Here is a 17,667-nt window from a genome sequence, read left to right as displayed (position 1 = left end):
ATAATTAAAATAATTGTTATGACATATTCGATAGATTTTAGAAAGAAAGTACTGGCTATCAAAGAAAAAGAGAAGATGAGTTTTGAATCAATATCAAAACGTTTTGGAGTAGGAAAAAACACGGTATTTGTATGGACTAAAAAAATATCTCCTCTAAAGAATAGGAATAGAGCTTCGAAAAAAATACCGATTGATAAATTGAGAGAAGACGTGGTGCAATATAGTGACGCGTATCAATATGAAAGAGCTGAGCGGTTAGGAGTGAGTAAATCTGGAATACAAAAAGCATTAGACCTCTTTCGAAACTCATTTACCAAGCTCCCAATTATATAAACCAGCAATTAAATTGAACCTAAGACCAAATCTTTTGCGTCTATTTCGATGCAATTATTTTAAAACGCTTTAACATAATTTATCACCGATAACATTTTCATTTAATACTCTGTCACTTGCTAAACTTCTATTATTTTTCTTATCTTCTTTAGTTAAAGCATTCTTTTTACTCTTTTTCTTTGGTAGCTCAGAATTTGTATGAATCTTCTGTAAGCCTTGATAACCAGTATCAGTAATCACTTTAACCTCAGGCAGTATATGGGTTCTTGATTCTTTAAATAATTTAAAATCATGACGCTTACCATTGGAAAAAGAAGTGCATATGACTCGTTTGCTTTTCTTATCTACTACTATTTGAGTCTTTAACGTATGTCTTTTCTTTTTACCTGAGTAATAGTATTTCTGTTTTTTTGGGGTCGCTCTATAGGGCTTTCTGTAGCATCTATTAAAACTAATTCATACTCCATACCGCTTTTAACTAGAGCCTTCTTACCTGGAAGAGCAAAATCCGGATGTTTTATTAGAGTGTCTTCAACAAAACGAATTGTTTTAAATGCACTGCTTTCGCTAACTCCATAATTCTTAGCTATATGAAAATAGGTACGGTATTCCCTTAAATATTCAAGTGTCATTAATAGGCTGTCTTCCATACTAAGACTAGCTCTTCTGCCACCTTGGTACCTCCTATTTATTTGTTTCTCTGTCTTTAAAATCCCTACCATCTTTTCAAATGTACTATTTCTTACCCCTGTTAATCTTCTAAAATGCTCTTCCGATAAAATGCTTAAATTTTTATATCTCATATAGTTCTAAATTAAGTAAATTCGACTTTATAACATATTTAGTCCAGTTTCGAAAGAGGTCTATTGAGAGAAGACGTGGTGCAATATAGTGACGCGTATCAATATGAAAGAGCTGAGCGGTTAGGAGTGAGTAAATCTGGAATACAAAAAGCATTAAAGAAGTTGAACATTACGTATAAAAAAAGCTTTAAAACATCCGAAGGCAAAAGAAGAAGAGAGGTTAGAATTTCAGAATAAGATAAAAAAGTACGAGGCAGAGGAAAAAGTTATTGTCTTTACCGATGAGAGCGGGTTTGTCCATAGCGCGCCTAGAACTCACGGATATTCGGCAAAAGGCAAGAGGTGTTATGGTGTTCATGATTGGCATCCGTCAAAAAGAACTAATGTTATAGGGGCATTAGTAGGTAAATCGCTGCTAACCGTGTCAATTTTTGACGGCAATGTTAATACAGTTATTTTTAACAGCTGGGTAGAACAAGATTTAATACCGAAATTACCTAATAATTCCGTGGTTGTGACAGACAATGCAAGTTTCCATAAAAGTCCGTATTTAAAAACTATGATAGAAAAAGCTGGTCATATATTGGAGTACTTACCGCCTTATTCTCCTGATTTGAATCCTATTGAACCAAAATGGGCTCAAGCTAAATCTAGAAGAAGGAAATATCGCTGTGACGTAGACACTCTGTTTGAAAAGTACATGTTATAACCGTTTTATAGGGGTTTAGCTATACAAAAATTACTAAGCTTAACGTATCTTGTAACAAATTTGGTTCTCAAGGAATAGCGGCATTAGCAAAAGCTTTGCCGCAGACAAAGATTACTGAGCTTATTTTGTACAATGGGATTACGGAAGAAAATAATTTTAATATAGCAGAAGATCAAAGCATAGAAGCATTAACAGAAGCTCTGTTAAATCCAGACACTAAACTCACTAAACTTACACTGACTGTAAATTCTAAATCAATTGATGCGAATGTAATGTTAAAGTTTTATGAGGGGATAAAAGAAAGTAAACTTATAGAATTTGATTGTAAAATACTGCCACTTTTCGGTAATGGACAATTTATTGATCAGTTAGATGAATTTATTATTAATAACAATATTACAATTGAGATCTCTATAGATGGCAATAAAGGTAATTTATGTTCAAAGTTGACAAAGTTTAATAAATTACTGCAAGAACAAGAGATGGCAGATTATGGTAAATCGTTTGGACTTGATATTTGTCAGGATATGATGAATAATGCCAAACTTAACGGTGATTATGAGAAGTTAAAAGTTTTTGTAGGACATAATATTGCTTTGTTCTCTCAATCATATAATGAATTGTTATCATACGATGATCCCTCACATCAAGATGTGTTAGCAAGAATGCTAGACGAGATGATTGCGCAGCAGCAGCATTCATCATATGATAATGTAGAACCACTACTAATATTAGGCCAACATGAGCATCATAATGAAATAGCATAATATGAAAATGCTCTAATAACCTATATAATTAATAAATGTCATTGCTGTAAAAATCAACAAATTAGTTGACCTTTACAGTAACGCGAGTTGCCAATTAAAATACTTTATTAAACACTAGAGAGGTCAGTTCCAGCCGTCTGAGCTGAGGCAGCGCAGCTGCTGTGGTAATCCAAAATAATGTATCTAGTAAAACTGGATTGCCACAAGAGCGAAGCTGCCTCAGCTCAGACGTAGGAACGGAAGTTTCTAGCAGTTTTAATTGACAACTCACGATACAATAATGACATTTCTATGAACTTGGTTCCATAGCTCGCATTAAATTACTAAAATTTGTTTATTAAAAATATAGCAATGATCTAAATTTCATGTTACAGTATTACTGATTCATCATTAAACAGAAGTCATGCTGAATTTATTTCAGCATCTCCTTCCATATTATAGACCTTAAATAATTAAAGAGTAATGTATTCTATATTAAGTCTTTACATATTCCTATTAATTATCAGTATTTTATATTTTCTATACAAGCCAGAAAATTTTTATAAAAAGATTTATATTGTTTTTGCGGTAAAAATAAACTTAATAGCATTACTATATTTTCTTTTCTTTTCTGGACATGATAGATACAAAGAAGAGCAGCTACGTCGTCATTTATTAAGCAAATCAATCAACTTTAACTTAAATGCAGATAATGGAACATATAGTTGATCTTTCTCGGTTACAATTTGCTATAACCGCAATTTATCATTTTTTATTCGTACCACTTACCCTAGGCTTGGCTTTACTACTTGCGGTCATGGAAAGTGTTTATGTGATGTCAGGACATCATATATGGAGAAGCATGACCAAGTTCTGGGGGAAACTTTTTGCCATTAACTTTGCCATGGGAGTAGCTACCGGTATTACCATGGAGTTTCAGTTTGGTACGAACTGGGCTTATTTTTCTCATTATGTTGGCGATATTTTTGGCGTACCTCTAGCTATAGAAGGGTTAATGGCATTTTTCCTGGAAAGTACTTTTGTTGGTTTATTTTTATTCGGCTGGGACAAAATGAGCAAGTTAGGGCATTTATTATGCACTTGGCTTATGGCTATTGGCGCTAATTTTTCAGCATTATGGATTCTTATTGCCAATGGCTGGATGCAGAATCCGGTAGGAGCTGTGTTTAATCCCGAATCTATGCGCATGGAAATTGAATCCATTACCGCTGTAATCTTTAACCCCGTTGCGCAAGCTAAATTTGTGCATACCGTAAGTGCAGGTTATGTTACCGGAGCAATGTTTGTGCTTTCAATCAGTTGCTATTATCTATTAACCGGTAAGTTCGTCGAATTTGCAAAAAGATCTGTCATAATTTCGAGTAGTTTTGGTTTACTATCCGCTCTATCAGTAGTAGTCTTAGGTGATGAAAGTGGTTATTTAACCGGTTTTAATCAGAAAATGAAAATGGCTGCCATAGAAGCAATATGGGAAACTGAAAAGGCTCCCGCCCCTTTTACTTTATTTGGAATTCCTAATCAGGAAAAATTATCAACTGATTATGCTATAAAAATACCTTATTTAATGGGAATTATTGGCACGCGGTCTTTAGATCAGGAAATCTTGGGAATTAAGGAGTTAGTTGAAATATCAAAATCAAAAATTATCGCAGGATTGGTTGAATATGAAGTGCTATTAAGATTAAAAAACAAAGAAAGTCAAAATAAATCAGCTGATATTCAATTTTTACGGGAAAATTACTCTAACATTGGCTACGCTTTATTACTCAAGAAATATAGAGTGGATATCCTGAATTCTACCCATGAAGAGATTGATAAAGCAGCATGGTCTAATGTCCCTAAGGTACTACCGTTATTTTTCTCTTTCAGGATAATGGTGGCTTGCGGCATCTATTTTATTATCTTATTTACTCTTACTTTCTATTGGATGAATATACGTAGGGAATTTGCAAAAAGATGGTTATTAAAGTTATCGCTATTAAGTTTGCCATTACCGTGGCTTGCTGCTGAACTCGGATGGATTGTTGCTGAGCTTGGAAGACAACCATGGGCTATTCACGGTATTTTACCTACTTTTTTAGGAGTGTCCCCGGTTAGTAATATTGAAATCATCAGCAGTATTATTGGTTTTGTGGTTCTTTACACTTTTCTATTAGTTATAGACATATTTCTAATGGTTAAGACAGCTAGAACCGGACCAGAACATTTTTTACAAGATTCAAGGAATTAATGGTGACTTTTTATGCTAGACTTTGAAACTCTAAGAATCATCTGGTGGCTTCTTCTTGGTGTATTATTAATAGGATTTGCCATCCTCGGTGGTATTGATCTTGGAGTCGCAACTCTACTACCTTATGTTTCAAAACATGATATTGAACGAAGAATAGTCTTAAATACTATTGCTCCAACCTGGGAAGGTAACCAGGTTTGGTTTATATTAGGAGGTGGAGCAATTTTTGCCGCCTGGCCAACTGTATATGCTGTTACTTTTTCTAATTTTTACTTTGCTTTATTTTTAATTCTTATAGCGTTAATTTTAAGACCTGTAGGCTTGGATTTTCGTAGCAAAATCGAATGTCCAATTTGGCGTAAATCATGGGATATAGCTATAAATATTAGCGGCATAGTACCAAGCTTGGTTTTTGGAGTAGCGGTTGGAAACGTGCTTCAAGGTATAGATTTTGACCTGGATGAATTTATGTTTATAAAAAATTCTACAGGATTTTGGGCGTTATTTTCTCCTTTTACTTTATTATCTGGAGTCACTAGTCTATCAATGATAGTTTCACAAGGAGCTGCTTTTTTGGTATTAAAAACTGAAGCAGACATCCAAAACCGAGCTAAAACAATACTCAAAATAACTCCTATTTTAACTTTATTATTATTTATTATTGGTGGATGGTGTATATCTAAAATGGATGGATTTTCGATCATTGGAGATCTGGCTCATGATGCATCGAGTGATCCTCATAACAAATTAGTCAAAATGTATCCCGGAGCCTGGCTAGAAAATTATAATAAAACGCCTTGGTTTCTGACCGCTCCGATATTAGGATTAAGCGGCGCAATAATAACCTGGATATTGGCTCTCTCGAAAAAATATAGCCTGGTGATTATTACTAATTCATTATCAATTTTAGGAATTATTGCTACAGTTGGTTTATCGATGTTTCCTTTTATTCTACCGTCAAAAATTAATTATACGGTAAGTCTAACCGTGTGGGATGCCTCCAGCAGCCAAACTTCACTATTTATAATGTTGCTTGCGGTTATTATATTCATGCCTATAATATTATTTTACACATCTTGGGCTTATAAAATAATGTTTGGCAAGGTAACAGAAAAACATATTAAATCTAAACCTCATGAGGTATATTAATGTGGTATTTCTCCTGGATTCTAGGCATAGGCTTAGCTTGTACCTTTAGTATTTTAAATGCGCTTTGGTTTGAATTAAACTCTTTCACTGAAGCTGATAAATCTGAGGATGCTCAATAAAAATAAGACTTGTCATTGCGAGGGCTATGCCTGAAGCAATCCAGTCAATATTTATAAATTGGCCAATGCCAAGTTTTTTCTGGATTGCTTCGACTTCGTCTCGCAATGACGATTTGACACAGTTCATTGAACACTCTCCGCAATTCGGTTTGCGAGAATTTGAATGTGCCTCTTACGCCAAACTCAGGCTTATTAATGAAAATTTCTGCACTTATTATCGCCTTTCTTGCAACTCTTATCCAATGCTATGATTACGCACTTTTTGGCCTTTCTGCGGCACAACTTGCCAAAACCTTTATGCCGCATCATCAAGAAACTGAACAATTACTTCGCTTCTTTACAATATTTAGTATAGCAGTAATGGCTCGCCCTTTAGGATCGATAATCTTTGGTATTATTGGAGATAATTATGGTCGAGTTAATTCAGTCAAAATAGCCGCTGGCGTCGCTGCTATTTCTACAGGCTGCATTGGCCTTATGCCAGGTTTTGAAATTATTGGCTGGTGCGCCACTATTCTGCTTACTGTTTGTCGAATGACTTTTTTAATGAGTCTTGCTGGAGAAATTGATGCTACTAGGATTTATGTCGCTGAAAAAATAGGAATTAAACATCGTAATCTTGCTAATGGCATTGTCTCTTTTTATAGTCAGATAGGAGCTCTACTTGCGGCCACCAGCTACCATATGACAGCTAACAGCGAAATAACAGATTTATGGCGAATCAATTTTATTATTGGCGGTGTAGCTGGAGCTCTTATTATCTTGATGAGACGCTATTTTCAAGAAAGTGATGAGTTTTTAAATTTTAAAGCTAAAACAAACTACTCTAAAAGCTCGAATTCTGAAATTATTACTCTAATCAAAACTCATAAATTACAATTTTGCTTAAGCATACTGATTAATGGTTGTAATGGCGGTATCTATCACTTTTTAATAATTTTCTTTGCCACTTTTGCTTCAAAAATAGCATCTATAATAAATAGCACTCAAGCACAACTTACTAATATTTGCTTTATTGCTACTTTTGCTATTGCTTCAGTATTATCTGGGTTTATTGCCGATAAATTCAATGTTAAAAAACAAATTATTACTGCTTTAACTATTTCTACAATCATTATTATCATTATATTGTCCGGCTTTGCAATCAATAACCATACATTATATGTAATAATGCTATTAGTGGGCTTATTACCATTTTATGTAGTACCACTGCAAATTATCATCCAATCAATGTTTAGTATCGGAATCAGGATGCGCATGTGCAGTCTTTCACACTCTATAGGTAGTATGTTATTATCAAGTACTACGCCATTTTTTTGTATGTTATTATGGAAATATACTGGCTCTATAACTATTATATTTGGTTATTTATTAACATTGATTGCTATTCTCTTAGGAGCCGTGACCTTCAGCTACTCAACCGTATTAATTGCCGCTAACAAGTCACCATAAAATACTATTGATGGCAACATGATTCCTTGTGGCACTTTGGATCCGTATACTTTATTAAAAGGTATACCATAAGATTGATTGCTTGATAAATAATCCTGAATATTCTGATCGAAATTAGTATAATCAGCACGCATAGCAATAATCTTTTTAGTCCTAAATAGCTTAACTGTTTTATCACGATCCCAAACAATTAATTTATTAAATTTGCAAGTAGCACACCAAGCAGCAGTAATATCTACTACTACTATTTTTCCTTGATCAACTAATTTAGCAATTTCTTTCTGATCAAATGGTTGCCAAACACTATTGACCGCAATATTATGCTGTAAATCCTCGTTATAAGCCATATTAGGCAGATATAGAGCAGAGACCACTATCATAATGGCTATTGGTAGTTTAACTATAGATCTTGCAATTTGACCTTTATTGTTTTCAAGCACAAATTTTAATAACAGCAATAACAATGCTAAACCTATTACCGCCCGCAAATCCATCTGTTCATCTAATATATTGCATAACCATACTAAAGTGGCGATTAGTAAAATTGCGATAATTTTTTTAATTAAAACCATCCATTTACCTGGCTTAGGCAGCAAAATTATCAATTTTGGACAGAATATTAACAGCCAATATGGAGTACCAAAACCAAAACCAGCAACCATAAATATTATAATAACCGATATATTATTATTACAACTCAAAGCAAAAGCCATCGCCGTTCCTAAAAAAGGCGCAGTACATGGGGTGGATAATATACTGGCAACTATTCCACCAAAAAAATCACCGAAATAATTATTTTTAATGTGATGCTTACTAAGCATATTTCTTAATCCTGATGGTAGGTCAATATTTATTCGATCCAGGCAAGAACTAATAAATATTGTAAGGATTATAGTCAAAAATATAATGAACACCGGGCTCTGAAAATGTATACCCAGGCCAAATTGCTTACCAGATGCTTTCAATGCAATAGTAATTAAAGCTAACGAAAAGAAACTGCAAAGAATTCCCAATAAAGATAAGGCCAATGATCTTTTTTTATTGGCAGAATTTCTGGTAAAAGATAATAATTTTAACGATAGTACTGGTAGTACACAAGGCATAAAATTTAAAATCAAACCACCAAGAAAGGCACTAAATAGCGCTATCCAAAAATTTAAGTCAAATAATAACATCATTTTGATTCCTGGTATTGTAATGTTGGTAGCCAGATCAGTTTTATTTGAGTATACTTCAAACTCCTGATTCCTAACATTATTATACTGTTTAGGTTCAATAAAAAATCTTACTAAAAAATCACGATCAGTTTTTTTAACTATCTCGGTATCTTTAATAAAATTGAGACCTACTTGATTGACTACAAAATCTGGAATATCATCTATTGATTCAGAGAGACTGGCAATAAAGCTTATGCTTTGGTCATTATTCAACACCACCTCACTAATGCTAAAGGTCTTTAATTCTGAAAAATCAGAATTAATATTTATCAATTGCTCCAATCTCTCTGTAATCGGTATACATTGATCCATACATAACAAATAGCTTATAGTTGCTTTCAATAAAATAGGCGAATTTTCATCAATTGCTTTTACATATACCGGTATCGATACTTCCCCCGTGTAATAATAATCTTCTATACTACCAGAATTCACTGATATATTAGGAAATGGCCAGATAATTTTATATGCCAGCAAATTATCTGATGCAGACAGATCAATATTTGTTGGCAAACCATTTACGCCAGCATATAACCAATAAATCTTACTACTACTATCCAAGTTGATGCGGAATAAAGCTTTACCAGCCTCCGTTTCCATTTTAAAATGCAAAGTAGCAGCATTAACTTGTAATGCAATTATTAATACTATGATAAAATAATAAATTCTTTTGGCCATCAGCTAGTAAATGTCATTGAATGTTACTCAATATATTATTATATTTCCTACTATATCAATTTGTATCTGCATCCCCAGCAGATTTTTTTAATTTTTTAAAATAAAATTTATGAAAGATCAAACTTTTAACAATTTATCTGGCAAAGTGCTTATTGCTAGCCCATATACACTTTATAGCGATGTATTTCATAAATCATTAATTTATATATTATCACATACTCCAGACGGTGCTTCGGGTCTTATTGTTAACCATTTAATGAGCCGCATGCCTTTAAAATCACTGTTTCATTCGATAAATGATACTGATCCTAATATAAACAATATGATTTTGTCCATCTATCTCGGTGGACCAATAGAACTTGAGAAAGGTTTTTTTCTGCATTCTGATGAGTATGATAAAAATCTATTGTTTAAATCACAAAATAACATCGCTATAAGTTCGAACACCGATATTCTTAAAGATATTGCAGCAGGTGTTGGACCAAAACATAGCTTATTTATTGTTGGTTATACCGCTTGGAGAGCAGGACAATTAGAACTTGAACTTGAAAATAATTTTTGGATTGTATCAGAGTGTAATCCCGAATTAATTTTTTCAGAAGCTAATGATCAAAAATGGCATATAGCATTAAAAAACCTTGGCATCGAGGATGCGCATTTTTCTGCAAAATTAGGCCATTGTTAAAATGTGAGCGTTCACGGATTAAAAAATCGTCTGAGCTGAGAAGTGAAACGACGAAGCAATCCAGTTGAAATCAATGTTTTTTAGCTATTTTCTGGATTGCTTCGTCGTTTCACTTCTCAGCTCAGACGGGGGTTGTAGCTTTGTAAGCCCCTGACTTGCGTTCAATCTTAAAAACCCGTGAACAAACTTAAGGATTCTCTGCGATCAACCCAGTAATCTGTGATTGCCATAATTTTTTATAGAGCTCTCCTTTTTCTAAGAGCTCTTTATGAGTTCCTTCTTCAACAATAATACCGTTATTAAATACTAAAATCTTATCCATATGCAGCAAAGTTGCTAATCGATGAGCAATAATAATCACAGTTTTATTGTGCATCAAATATTTTAAAGAATCTTGAATCAGGTTTTCAGTAGAGCTATCTAAACTACTAGTAGCCTCATCAAGAATTAATATCGGAGCATTTTTTAGAATTGCTCTAGCAATTATCACCCTCTGTCTTTGCCCACCAGATAAATTATTGCCTCGTTCTCCGCATAATGTATTATATCCATCAGGCAATTTCGCAATAAATTCATGAATATAAGCAGCCCTGGCCGCTTCAATTACTTCTGCATCAGTTGCATTTTTTTTGCCATAACGAATATTTTCCATAATAGTTCGATGAAATAAAATTGGTTCTTGCGGAATAATACTTACACTAGCTCGTAATGAATCCTGAGTTACATCTTTAATATTTTGTCCGTCAATAAGAATAGAACCATCTTTTATATCATACAATCTGGTGATTAAATTAACAAAAGTTGTTTTACCAGAACCGGAAAACCCCACTAAACCAACTTTTTGCTTAGCACTAATAAACATTGACTTGTTACTAAATATTTTATTATTCTGGTAGTAGAAAGTAACATTCCTAAACTCAATTTCTCCTCTTAAAACCTGTAATATCTTGGCATGTTCGCTATCTGTAATAATATAAGACTGAATTAAAGTCATACTTTGATGGAAGGAGCCGAATTCTTCAAATAAATCCCCTACTTCCTCAGTTAACTCCCAAATATCATCAGCCACTGCCATACATAAAGTTAAAACCAACACACAATCACCAATAGTAATAATCAATTGACCTCTAAGTATTGATATACGGTAGATAATTGTAAAAATCATTATTGAGCATGATAAACCTAATACATACCGTAATTTCAACATAAACCACTGCATTACTTGATCACTATCTACCGCTACATTAATATGGTGATTTAAATAACGACGTTCAAATTTATGCGAAGTAAACATCCTGATTGCGCTGATATTAGCGATTGCATCAACGATTTTACCAGCTACTTGTGATTTATGTTTGGCATAATTAGTAGAATATTTATTGATTATTTGAGAAAAACCTATACTTAGACCAATAAATACACAAACCCAGATAAAAAAAATCGTTGCTATTTGATAGTGCACACTATACATCGCAATTAGTGCAAAAATAATCACCGCAAATTTACGAATAAGTTTTTCACTTAATATAGCAAATACCATTTCCAATGATCTTGATCCCTCAGTTATTCGATTAGTAATATGACCAGCTAAATTATCCTGAAAAAATTTATGGTGATAATGCTGAGTATAATTATATAACTCATCCACTACTTTTCCCTTGATTACTGGCATAGTTTTTAACCATAAATAATCATAGACTCGCCCTACTAAATTTATGCTTTCCCACCATACTCCGTACATAATAGCCCAAAAAAGCATTAAAGCAGGAAGTGTGGCAGCCTCAAGATCACCAGCCTCCTCTATTAAATCTGTTATGTTTTTAAGTAATATGCTATCAATTGCTGGAATAATGCCAAACAATACACATAATAACATTATACATATTACTGGTACCTTGCTTAAACCAAGAAAAAAAACACATAACTTAATCGAAGAATTTGATAAAGACGTTTTCATCAACATAAATCTACAACCACATAACAAAAGGCTTATTATAACAGATGTTATATTGCATGGATAGGTACTTGCTTATAATTTCATAAATTTACCATTACTTGGTCTTGGTTCACTACTAACTTTTATTTCTTTATTACTACCTAACCAAACTCTAGCTATACAAATTTTATGGAGATTATCTATAGTGCTTTCTAATTTTTTAATATTATCATTACTTTTTTATAATAATCATGACCTATCATGGTTATCTATTGCTAAATTTAACGATCTATAGTTAAATAATTAAATAAACTACCTTGATTATAGTAGGTAAAAATGATACAAACTGGATCAAATTATAGATCTTAATATACATACATGTTTGGTACTTATGAAAAAAGGAAAAGATATTATAAAAATCAAAGACGACATATTACAACCTACAGTACAAAGTAATATTGAAGAACAATGGGTATTTTCTGATCTCAAATATATTTGCAGTTCTACTGGGCTTATTACAGAATCTTTGCAAAAAGGTTTTGATATTGCACAACTACCAAATGGAGACATTATTGTAACAGAGGTTAAAACAGTAAATATACGCTACAGTTGGGATAAGAAAAAACAAAAAATGATTAAGCTAAATCAAGAATAGCTGTAATATTTACTTACACTCTATCTAAAATCATTGATTCTTATTAATTATTTATCTATCATGATATGATTTCTGAGCATAAATTATATTAACAATATCTAAGGGGGATGTAGCTATGAAAAATCAAACAGACTTTGCTTCTAACATGCCTGGCCTTCAGTTAGGCTTCACTAAATTGTCACAACAATTATTTGGTAATTTAAAAATAGGAGACACGATTAGTAATGTTAAAATCTTATTATCTACAGGTAATAGTATAGACTTACCAATTAAAGAAAATATTTTGCTGTCAAGCTTTGACGAAATATTACAATTTTTTACTGATAAATATCCAGATAATAAAAACCAAGCTGATTTAAATACTTACGTTATCATAAAGTCAGCTATAGATTTTAAAGGTAATGTCAAAGAACTAGAAGATTATATTACAGATGAATTAAATTCAATGAATGCTCTAGAAAAAAATAACGCATTCTACACTTTATTCAAATACGCTCACGCACAAGATGCACACACCAATGATTTCACGTTTGTACATCTCGTTGATACCAATCAACTACATTTACCAAACTTCTTACGAGACTGTAGAAATTTTCAATTAGAGCAAAAAATTGAATTTGCAAAAAAAATTGCTGAAGAACAACTACATATAGAACGATTAACCCAAAATAAAACAGGAACTAATGTTCAAGAGCAATTAACTTACATTGAAAAAATGGATCAATCACAAGTTAAACTTGAGTTTAAAAGCAACGTTGATGAAAAAGACATAGAGAATTTTATACAGCAAAATATGCCAGATGCTTATGAACTAATTTCACCGAAAGAAAATAAGAAAGCTGTTTTACAAGATAAACAAGAAATAATACAGCAACCTGTAAAACCCAATGCTTTTAATGAATTATTTAAAGAGGATCTATCTAAAAAACTAAAGCAAGAAATTGAAGCGCTGAAAATAGATTTTTCACAACAAGCCAATAAAATGCACTTGTCACATCAAGAAGAATTAGCAAATCTAGAAAATAAGTACAACAGCCAGCTGAAAATAATACAACAAGAAACAAAAGAGAAATTAGCCATCTATAAAGAAAAAATAATGGCTGATGCTTTCACTCAAACACCAAAAATAATAAGCAAGGATAATACAACACAAGTAAGATTCGTACAACCAGAGAAAACATGCTGGGAAGTTTTTACTGATTGGGTAAAATATGATTGTTGCTGTTGTTGCTTTACAAGGCCTAATAACGACGGTAATCAACAATCATTATTAGGCAATAATAATTATATTATTCATCTTAATGAAGAAGAGATTTGAATTGGTATAATGATTAATTATAGCTTCAATTATTAATGGTTGAAGCTATAACTTACGAATCTCCCCGCCAAAATTCTTTCTTACCCCATCAATAATTGCATCATGTAGTTTGAGTAATTCTTCTTCGGTTAATGTATGATCATCTGCTTGAATTTGCACAGAAATCGCCACTGACTTTTTTCCTATTGCAATTTTGGCAGCATTATAAACATCAAATAACTCTACAGCTTTGATCAGTTTTTTATCAATATTTTTAATATAGGAAATTATATTACCGACTGGTTGCTCTACATCTATTATAAAAGCATAGTCACGATAGTTAACCTGAAAATCAGAAGTTATAAATTCTGTTCTTCTACCAAATTTTGGCTTAGACGTAGGAATATTCGTGATATTTAATTCAAACGCTATCACCTCACCTGCTATATCAAAATGTTGCAATATAGTAGGGTGAATTTGTCCAAAATGCCCAATAATATTCTTACCTAACGATAAGTTTGCTGATCTAGTTGGATGATAATAAATATGTTTAGTTGCAGATATCTGGCATCGATCAATAGATAGCTCCAAATGCGATAATATCACCGCTAAATCAGCTTTAATATCAAATACATCAACTATTCTGGCAGCATCATGGCAATTTTTTGGCAGATAATTTCCACATCTAACTCCCGATATCATTGTTATTTCATCTTCTGGTTTTATTCCATAAAATACTGGACCAATTTCAAATAGAGACATATCAGTCACCCCTCTTGCTTGATTCTTGGCAATGATCGCCAGAAGGTTAGGCACAATACTAGGCCGCATATAATCTAGATCAACGCTGATAGGGTTGATCAGCACTAGCTCGTTATGCAATTCAGCAAATAATTGTGCGGTAGTACTGTTCATAAACGACCAGGTGATTACCTCATCATAGCCGGCACATGCACTTATTCTTCGGAGATCATGCAGGCGTTTTTGTGCTACTGGTATTACACTTATAATCTCTGAATTAGGCAAAGCAATTTCTGAAATCCGGTCATAGCCATATATGCGTAAAATTTCTTCAACAATATCTTCCTTGATCTTAACATCATGGCGCCAAGCTGGTATTTGTATTTTTAAAATTTCATCAACAACCACTATATTAAAGCCCAGTTTTTTTAAGATAGTACAAATTTGCTCTGTTGATAAAGTCAAGCCGCTATATTGCTGGAAAAAGCTTGGCGCAAAATCAATAAAACCATTATGAGCTTCAGTTTGTGACAACGATTTTATTACCAACATCTCACTAACTTCTCCACCACAAATTGATAAAATCATTTGCGTTGCAATATCTAAAGCTGAAGCAACGAAAGTTTTATCGACTCGGCGTTCAAAACGATATTTGGAATCAGTATCAATTTGTAATCTACGTCCAGTTTTAGTGATCAGTAATGGTTCAAATACTGCTGCTTCTAATATTATATTACGAGTATTTTCACTACAGGCACTAATATTGCTACCAATAATTCCAGCAAGAGCATGAACATTGTTACCATCACAAATCACTAAATCTTCAGGAAGGCATTTATACTCTTTGTTATTTAAGGCCTGAAATTGTTGCTTATCTTCCAATAGTTTTACTTCTAAACCAGCTAGTTTATCAGCATCATAGGCATGCATTGGTTGACTAAAACTGTAAGCCATGTAATTAGTAATATCGACAATGGCTGAAATCGAACGTACCCCAATATTTTCTAATAATTGTTTTAACCAGCTTGGGCTCTCTATATTATTGACGTTTTTAAATTCACGAACGCAAAATAAAGGACAAGCTTCGGTAGCGATTACTTTAACTCTAAATTCGGAGTGGAAGCTGCGATCAATTTTTGGTAATTCAAGTGGCAGTAATCTACCAATATCTACAGCTGCCAAATCACGAGCAATGCCATATACTCCAAGTGCATCACCACGATTTGGGGTAACATTTACCTGGATTACCGGATCATCCAAGCCATAATATTTGATAAACTGTTCACCAATATTAGCACTATCTGGTAACTCAATAATCCCATCAGCATCACTGCCAATCAGGAGCTCTGCTGCAGAACAAAGCATTCCCATGCTTTTAACTCCCCTAATTTCTGAGGCCTTAATTTTAAATTTACCATTAGGAATTTCTACACCAACCCTAGCCAACACCACTTTGATTCCAGCCCGTGCATTTGGAGCTCCGCAGACAATTTGCAAGTTTTCTGTTGTTGTTTGTACGGTACAAATTCTTAATTTATCAGCAGCTGGATGTGGTATAGTATCACTAATATGAGCCACAGTAAAATCGACCAGTTCCTGTCTTCTATCAGTTACTGATTCAACTTCTAAACCAATATTAGTTAATGCTGTGGCAATTTCGGCAACCGTAGCATCAGTATCTAAAAAACGCTTTAACCATGATAAAGTAAATTTCATTTTGTTAGCCCCCCAACTAATGTGGGAACATCAAATGCAGAAAAATTATAATGTTTTAGCCAACGTATGTCGCCATCAAAAAATTGCCGTAAATCCTTGATATTATATTTAAGCATCGCCAAACGCTCAACTCCCAAACCAAAAGCAAAGCCCTGCCATTCATTTGGGTCAATATTTACATTCTCTAACACTTTAGGGTGCACCATGCCACAACCAAGCACCTCCAACCATTTATTATTATCACTTAAACAAATATCCACCTCAACAGATGGTTCAGTAAAAGGAAAAAAACTTGGCCTAAATCGTATTTTAATATTTGTCTGTTCAAAGAAATGCTTAATAAATTCTATAATTATATATTTCAAATGTCCCATATGAATATTTTTATCTATTACCAACCCCTCAATTTGATGAAACATCGGCGTATGAGTTAGATCAGAATCAGATCTATAAGTTCTACCTGGAGCAATTATTCTAAAGGGTGGTTTTTCATGCTGCATTGTTCTTATTTGAATTGGTGAGGTATGAGTACGTAATACTTCACCAAATTTAAGATAAAATGTATCATGCATTTGTCGCGCTGGATGATGCTCATCAATATTTAATGCGGTGAAGTTATACCAGTCAGTTTCGATGCTTGGCCCATATTTTGCAGTTAAGCCAAATTTAGCAAAAATTTGAGTTAATTCTTCTAAAGCTTGGCTGACCGGATGAACGCTGCCATATTGGCGTGGTCTTGCTGGTAAGGTAAGATCTAAGATTTCGCTGTGTAATCGTTGTTCTAAAGCTTGAGCTTCAAGGATAATTTGTTTTTCCTGAATTAATTCGGTAATGCGTTGTTTTACTTCATTGATTTGTTGACCAAAAATTTTGCGCTCAGACTCACTAAGCGATCCTAGTTGCTGCATAGCCTGAGTTACAGGGCTTTTTTTACCAAGAAATTCAACTTTAATTTGTTGTAATTCATTTAAATTGTTAGCCACAGCAATTTTATCTGCCGCTGATTCGATCAGATGTTTGAGCATATTACGGATTAATTTCGATTAATTTTTTCTTTGTGAGTGTTCACGGTTTTTTGATGTAGAAAGTCGTCTGAGCGATGACGCCTTGTATACAGCTAACCAAATATTCATACAACTATTTATAAATCCTAGCACCCATAATAATTTAACTTATAGAT

Annotated in this window: 15 protein-coding genes and 1 pseudogene; 11 read left to right on the top strand and 5 right to left on the bottom strand. The window is 33.3% G+C overall.

The genetic code is table 11. The annotated features are described in order from the left end of the window. Positions 1-18 precede the first annotated feature (18 nt). Positions 19-333 (top strand): IS630 transposase-related protein, encoded by a 315-nt coding sequence (locus R2I74_RS01415; RefSeq protein WP_316353323.1) that lies wholly within the window; start codon positions 19-21, stop codon positions 331-333. On the opposite strand, the pseudogene R2I74_RS01410 reads toward R2I74_RS01415, so the two are convergent. Next, a pseudogene (locus tag R2I74_RS01410) lies at positions 307-1,136 on the bottom strand (IS5 family transposase). The gene R2I74_RS01415 and the pseudogene R2I74_RS01410 overlap by 27 nt on opposite strands. Before the next feature lie 63 nt (positions 1,137-1,199). Between R2I74_RS01410 and R2I74_RS01405 the strand changes: the two are divergent. The 7 genes from R2I74_RS01405 to R2I74_RS01375 all read left to right on the top strand — a co-directional run bounded on the left by R2I74_RS01405 (position 1,200) and on the right by R2I74_RS01375 (position 7,562). After that, entirely contained in the window at positions 1,200-1,373 is a 174-nt protein-coding gene (locus R2I74_RS01405; protein WP_316353322.1) for an IS630 transposase-related protein, read from the top strand. Further along, positions 1,312-1,845, top strand: coding sequence for an IS630 family transposase (locus R2I74_RS01400; protein ID WP_316355231.1), 534 nt, complete (start codon positions 1,312-1,314; stop codon positions 1,843-1,845). The genes R2I74_RS01405 and R2I74_RS01400 overlap by 62 nt, the downstream gene beginning before the upstream one ends. A gap of 95 nt (positions 1,846-1,940) precedes the next feature. Next, positions 1,941-2,612, top strand: coding sequence for a hypothetical protein (locus R2I74_RS01395; RefSeq protein ID WP_316353321.1), 672 nt, complete (start codon positions 1,941-1,943; stop codon positions 2,610-2,612). A gap of 691 nt (positions 2,613-3,303) precedes the next feature. Continuing rightward, positions 3,304-4,842: a cytochrome ubiquinol oxidase subunit I gene (locus R2I74_RS01390; protein ID WP_316353320.1), complete on the top strand. Its 1,539-nt coding sequence runs from the start codon at positions 3,304-3,306 to the stop codon at positions 4,840-4,842. A 12-nt stretch (positions 4,843-4,854) separates the two neighbouring features. After that, positions 4,855-5,991, top strand: coding sequence for a cytochrome d ubiquinol oxidase subunit II (cydB, locus tag R2I74_RS01385; RefSeq protein ID WP_316353319.1), 1,137 nt, complete (start codon positions 4,855-4,857; stop codon positions 5,989-5,991). Next, positions 5,991-6,110 carry a cytochrome bd-I oxidase subunit CydX gene (cydX, locus tag R2I74_RS01380; protein WP_316353318.1) on the top strand — a complete coding sequence of 40 codons (120 nt, stop codon included), beginning with the start codon at positions 5,991-5,993 and terminating at the stop codon, positions 6,108-6,110. The genes cydB and cydX overlap by 1 nt, the downstream gene beginning before the upstream one ends. A gap of 195 nt (positions 6,111-6,305) precedes the next feature. After that, positions 6,306-7,562 (top strand): MFS transporter, encoded by a 1,257-nt coding sequence (locus tag R2I74_RS01375; protein ID WP_316353317.1) that lies wholly within the window; start codon positions 6,306-6,308, stop codon positions 7,560-7,562. Here the strand turns inward: R2I74_RS01375 and R2I74_RS01370 are convergent. Beyond that, positions 7,523-9,457: a protein-disulfide reductase DsbD family protein gene (locus R2I74_RS01370; RefSeq protein ID WP_316353316.1), complete on the bottom strand. Its 1,935-nt coding sequence runs from the start codon at positions 9,455-9,457 to the stop codon at positions 7,523-7,525. The genes R2I74_RS01375 and R2I74_RS01370 overlap by 40 nt on opposite strands. Positions 9,458-9,566: 109 nt before the next feature. On the opposite strand from R2I74_RS01370, the gene R2I74_RS01365 reads away from it, so the two are divergent. Then, positions 9,567-10,142: a YqgE/AlgH family protein gene (locus R2I74_RS01365; RefSeq protein WP_316353315.1), complete on the top strand. Its 576-nt coding sequence runs from the start codon at positions 9,567-9,569 to the stop codon at positions 10,140-10,142. A gap of 187 nt (positions 10,143-10,329) precedes the next feature. Here the strand turns inward: R2I74_RS01365 and R2I74_RS01360 are convergent, their stop codons facing one another. Then, positions 10,330-12,105, bottom strand: a complete 1,776-nt coding sequence (locus R2I74_RS01360; RefSeq protein ID WP_316353314.1) for an ABC transporter ATP-binding protein — start codon at positions 12,103-12,105, stop codon at positions 10,330-10,332. 364 nt (positions 12,106-12,469) lie between these two features. Here R2I74_RS01360 and R2I74_RS01355 point away from each other — a divergent pair, with 364 nt between their 5' ends. Next, complete coding sequence (locus tag R2I74_RS01355) at positions 12,470-12,733, top strand: DUF2671 domain-containing protein (protein WP_316353313.1); 264 nt, start codon at positions 12,470-12,472, stop codon at positions 12,731-12,733. A gap of 115 nt (positions 12,734-12,848) precedes the next feature. Next, the gene (locus R2I74_RS01350; RefSeq protein WP_316353310.1) at positions 12,849-14,051 is read left to right on the top strand and encodes a hypothetical protein; all 1,203 of its coding nucleotides are present in this window, start codon (positions 12,849-12,851) and stop codon (positions 14,049-14,051) included. 45 nt (positions 14,052-14,096) lie between these two features. On the opposite strand, the gene pheT is transcribed toward R2I74_RS01350, so the two are convergent. Continuing rightward, positions 14,097-16,487, bottom strand: a complete 2,391-nt coding sequence (pheT, locus tag R2I74_RS01345) for a phenylalanine--tRNA ligase subunit beta (protein WP_316353309.1) — start codon at positions 16,485-16,487, stop codon at positions 14,097-14,099. Continuing rightward, a complete protein-coding gene (pheS, locus tag R2I74_RS01340) occupies positions 16,484-17,512 on the bottom strand; it encodes a phenylalanine--tRNA ligase subunit alpha (RefSeq protein WP_316353308.1) in 1,029 nt (342 codons plus the stop codon). Before pheS ends, pheT begins: the two co-directional genes overlap by 4 nt. Between the last annotated feature and the right edge of the window lie 155 nt (positions 17,513-17,667).

This window comes from Candidatus Trichorickettsia mobilis (assembly GCF_963422225.1).
In the GTDB taxonomy this organism is placed as follows: Bacteria; Pseudomonadota; Alphaproteobacteria; order Rickettsiales; family Rickettsiaceae; genus Trichorickettsia; species Trichorickettsia mobilis_B.
Note: the sequence above shows the minus strand (reverse complement) of the source record. Positions and strands in the feature narration are given on the sequence as shown.